The 4573-nt window shown below is 69.6% G+C and carries 3 protein-coding genes; all 3 read left to right on the top strand.

The window, feature by feature from the left end:
• On the top strand, positions 1–545 hold a 545-nt coding region (locus CUT83_RS10200), incomplete at its 5' end, for a GTP-binding protein (protein ID WP_101255542.1).
• 379 nt (positions 546–924) lie between these two features.
• A complete protein-coding gene (locus CUT83_RS10195) occupies positions 925–4149 on the top strand; it encodes a sensor histidine kinase (RefSeq protein WP_101255541.1) in 3225 nt (1074 codons plus the stop codon).
• A gap of 10 nt (positions 4150–4159) precedes the next feature.
• The gene (locus CUT83_RS10190) at positions 4160–4573 is read left to right on the top strand and encodes a roadblock/LC7 domain-containing protein (protein ID WP_026057603.1); all 414 of its coding nucleotides are present in this window, start codon (positions 4160–4162) and stop codon (positions 4571–4573) included.

Raw genomic sequence — 4573 nt, 5'->3', positions numbered from 1 at the left:
CCACCACCTCCGCGAAGATCGTGGTGGCGGGCGGGTTCGGCGTGGGCAAGACGACCTTCGTGGGCGCCGTGTCGGAGATCAACCCGCTGCGTACCGAAGCCGTGATGACCGCCGCGTCCGCCGGGATCGACGACCTGACGCACACCGCCGACAAGACCACCACCACGGTGGCGATGGACTTCGGCCGTATCACGCTGGACCAGGACCTGATCCTGTACCTGTTCGGTACGCCGGGCCAGGACCGGTTCTGGTTCATGTGGGACGATCTGGTGCGCGGTGCGATCGGCGCGGTGGTGCTGGTGGACACCCGCCGGCTGGCGGACTGCTTCCCGGCGGTGGACTACTTCGAGAACTCGGGTCTGCCGTTCGTGATCGCGCTGAACGGGTTCGACGGGCATCAGCCGTACACGCCGGACGAGGTGCGTGAGGCGCTGCAGATCGGTCCGGACGCGCCGATCATCACCACCGACGCGCGGCACCGGGCGGAGGCGAAGAGCGCGCTGATCACGCTGGTCGAGCACGCGCTCCTGGCACGCCTGCGCTGATCCGGAGGCGGGCTCGCGCGCGTGCGCACGGTGGCCGCCCGGATCGCCCAGGCCGCCGACGGCGACAGCGGGTTACGGGCCAGTAGCCGGGACGGACCGGACATCGCGTCCGGTCCGTCCCGGTTTTCATAACGTTTCGACAGAGAATTGCGGGGTGGATGCCACTCGCCGCGAGCACCTCGTTCCCCAGCGCGTACAAAATTTCAGCCTTTCGTCAACCTGTGGGCCATATGCCCTTTTCCTCCCGGGCGTCCGCGTGTGATTCGCCACTGGTCCAGGTGTTTGGAAAGCTTCTGCCTACCGTGCTGAAATTCGCTGAACTCAGCAGTAGTTACGGTTTCATCGAAGACGATGGGCTGAAGCCGAGAGGTTTGGTCGAGTGAGGCGAAGCAATCCGAGCTCCCCGTCCGGGGGGCCGCGTGGCAACTTCACGCCGCCGCAGCGCGCCGTGGAGGCGCACTCCGACCTGCCCGGGAACGGCGGGGAGTCGGGCAGCGGCGGCCGTTTCGCGGTGCGCAACTGGCGCGTGGCCACCAGACTGAACGCCATCCTCCTCATCCCCGTGCTCGTCGCCCTGGTCTTCGGCGGCTTCCGGGTGCAGAACTCCCTGGACACGCTGAACGAGGCGGAGGACGCCAACCGCACCGCGGAACTGGTCCGCGCCGCCGCCGCGTACGGCCACGCCCTGATCGACGAGCGCGACCGCACCGCCGCACCGCTGCTGCAGGGCAAGACGGACGACCCGGTGATCGCGGAGGTGCGCGGGGTCACCGACGCCGCCCGCGAGGAGTTCTACCGCCGCGTCGACCAGATGCCCGACCAGCAGAACCTCAAGCGCCGCCTCGCCGCCTTCAAGAAGGTCGAGCCGGAACTGGAGGAGCTGCGCCAGGCCGCCTACACCGACCGGCTGAAGGGTGTGGAGACCGAGGAGGGCTACGTCCGGGTCCAGCACCCGCTGATGGAGTTCGCCAACGAACTGGGCCTGGGCACCGGCAACATCACCTCCTACGGCCGCACCGTCTACGCGGTCTCCCTCTCCAAGGCCGCCGAGTCCCTGCAGCGGTCGATCGGCACCCACCTGCTGATCAAGCCCGGTCCGGGCGCGGCGGACAAGCAGCGACAGCTCACCGCCTTCAGCTCCTACGCGTATCTGGAGAACATCGCCGTCGAGGAGTACCGAGGCGGCGCCTCTCCGGAGGACTGGGAACTGCTGCAGGAGGAGAAGGTCAAGGCGGGCGAGGACGCCCGGGAGCGGCTCGCCGAGGCCGGGGAGGAGGCGGAGGCCGCAGGACGGGACTTCGCCGCACCGCCGGCGACCGACAAGATGATCCAGGCCATCGCCTCCGGGGCCTCCCCCCAGAAGCTGCGGGCCGGCGGCGTCACGGCCGAGAACTGGTACACCGCGGCCACCGCCAACTTCAACGCCTACCGCGAGGTGGAGAAGAACCTCACCGACCGGGCGGTGAGCGAGACGGCCCAGATCGCCTCGGACGCCAAGCGGGACGCCGTCGTCAACTCCGTCATCGTGCTCGCCGCCCTGGTGGTCGCCTTCGTGATCGCCGGGATGATGGCCCGCTCGATGAGCAGCAACATGCGCCGGCTGCGCACCGCCGCCTTCGACGTCGCCCAGCAGCGGCTGCCGATGCTGGTGGACCAGCTCTCCCGCACCGATCCGGGCAAGGTCGACACCCGTGTCCAGCCCATCCCGATCAACAGCCGCGACGAGATCGGCGAGGTCGCCCGCGCCTTCGACCAGGTCCACCGCGAGGCCGTCCGGCTCGCCGCCGAGCAGGCGCTGCTGCGGGGGAACGTCAACGCCATCTTCACCAACCTCTCGCGCCGCAACCAGGGCCTCATCGAGGGCCAGCTCGCCCTCATCACGGACCTGGAGAACAACGAGGCCGACCCGGACCAGCTGGAGAACCTCTTCAAGCTGGACCACCTGGCGACCCGTATGCGCCGCAACGGCGAGAACCTGCTGGTCCTCGCGGGCGAGGAGCCCGGCCGCCGCTGGACCCAGCCGGTGCCGCTGGTGGACGTGCTGCGCGCCGCCTCCTCCGAGGTGGAGGACTACGAGCGCATCGAGCTGTCCGGCGTCCCCGAGAGCGAGATCCACGGCGCCGTCGTCACCGACCTGGTGCACCTGCTGGCCGAGCTGCTGGAGAACGCCACCTCGTTCTCCTCGCCGCAGACCAAGGTCAAGGTCACCGCGACCAGGCTGCCCGACGGCCGGGTGATGATCGAGATCCACGACAAGGGCATCGGCCTGACCCCCGAGGACTTCGCCGACATCAACCACAAGCTGGCCAATCCGCCGACGGTGGACGTGGCCATCTCCCAGCGCATGGGCCTGTTCGTGGTCGGCCGCCTGGCCAGCCGGCACGGCATCCGTGTCCAGCTGCGTCCCTCCGGGGAGCAGGCGGGCACCACATCGCTGGTCATGCTTCCGGAGGAGATCACGCACGGCGGCGGCGGCCAGGAGGAGGTCGAGGAGGACTTCACCGTCTCCCGGATCGTCCCGGAGCAGCCGAACGCGGCCCAGTCCGCGCCCCAGAACCGCCAGCTGTCCGCCGCGGACCTGGGCTTCGACGACTCCCGCTACGGTTCCCAGGAGGAGCGGGAGGACTCCCCCCGGCTCGAACCGCTCGGGCGCTCGCTGATGCGCGAGGAACGGCGCGCGGCACTGGAGGCCCAGCAGCCCCGGTACCAGCAGCAGGACGGCGGCTACGAGGACTACGGCGGCTACGGGGACGGGCACGACGCCCAGGAGCAGTACGCCCCCCAGCAGGCCTCCTACGACCCCGAGCAGACCGGCCAGTACGGCTCGCAGGCCGGATTCCCGGAGACCGCCCCCTACGGGCAGGAGACGGGATACGGCCAGGGGTACCAGGACGGTTACCGGCAGCAGTACGAGCAGCCCCAGCAGCAGCCTCAGCAGCAGCCCCAGCAGCAGGGCGGCGGGTACGACGGTGAGTACGACGGCGGATACGGCCGGGAGTACCAGGGCGAGTACCGGCCGGACTACGGGACCGGGTACGCGCAGAACGGTTACGGTGCCGGACAGGAGCCTGTCCGGAATCCGGAAGCGGAATCCTTCCCCAGCGCTCCCGAAGACGGCCCGGAAAGCGTAGGCTTCGATCGACCGGGTCAGGCTTCGGATGCTTCCACCACTGTGACCGGCGCGGGACTCCCGCGCCGGGAGCCGCGGAGGCAGCAGCCCGAGGAGGGCTCGGCCCCGCGGTACCAGCCGCAAGCGGAATCCCCGGAAGTGCCCCGGCAGGCGGATCGCTCCGACGATTCCGGCCGGCGCACGGCGAATGACGAGCGCTGGCAGCGGGCGGAGGGGATCCGCGACCCCAAGGCCGGCGGGGTCACCCCCTCCGGTCTGCCCCGTCGAGTGCCCAAGGCCAATCTGGTCGAGGGCGCCGCGGAGCAGACACCCCAGGACGGGGCCCAGGTCTCCCGCAACCCGGAGGACGTCCGAGGCAGGTTGAGCAACCTGCACCGCGGCGTCCGGCGGGGACGCACCGCGGGCGGCCCTGACAACACCCAGAATGACCGACCGGGCTTCGGCCCCGGCAGCACCTACGATCAGGAGCGTTAGTGTGAGCCCGATGAGCCAGGCGGCGCAGAACCTGAACTGGTTGATCACCAACTTCGTGGACAACACCCCGGGGGTGTCGCACACGGTGGTGGTCTCCGCCGACGGCCTCCTTCTGGCCATGTCCGAGGGGTTTCCGCGGGATCGTGCCGATCAGTTGGCGGCGGTCGCGTCGGGGCTGACCTCGCTGACCGCTGGTGCGTCGCGCATCTTCGAGGGGGGTGCGGTGAATCAGACGGTGGTGGAGATGGAGCGTGGGTTCCTTTTCATCATGTCGATCTCCGACGGTTCCTCGCTGGCGGTGCTGGCGCATCCGGAGGCGGACATCGGTCTGGTCGGGTATGAGATGGCCCTGTTGGTGGACCGTGCGGGTACGGTGCTGACGCCGGACCTCCGCGCCGAACTGCAGGGAAGTCTGCTCAACTAG

Origin of the sequence: Streptomyces barkulensis, from assembly GCF_002843305.1 — a bacterium.
Lineage (GTDB): Bacteria > Actinomycetota > Actinomycetes > Streptomycetales > Streptomycetaceae > Streptomyces > Streptomyces barkulensis.
Note: the sequence above shows the minus strand (reverse complement) of the source record. Positions and strands in the feature narration are given on the sequence as shown.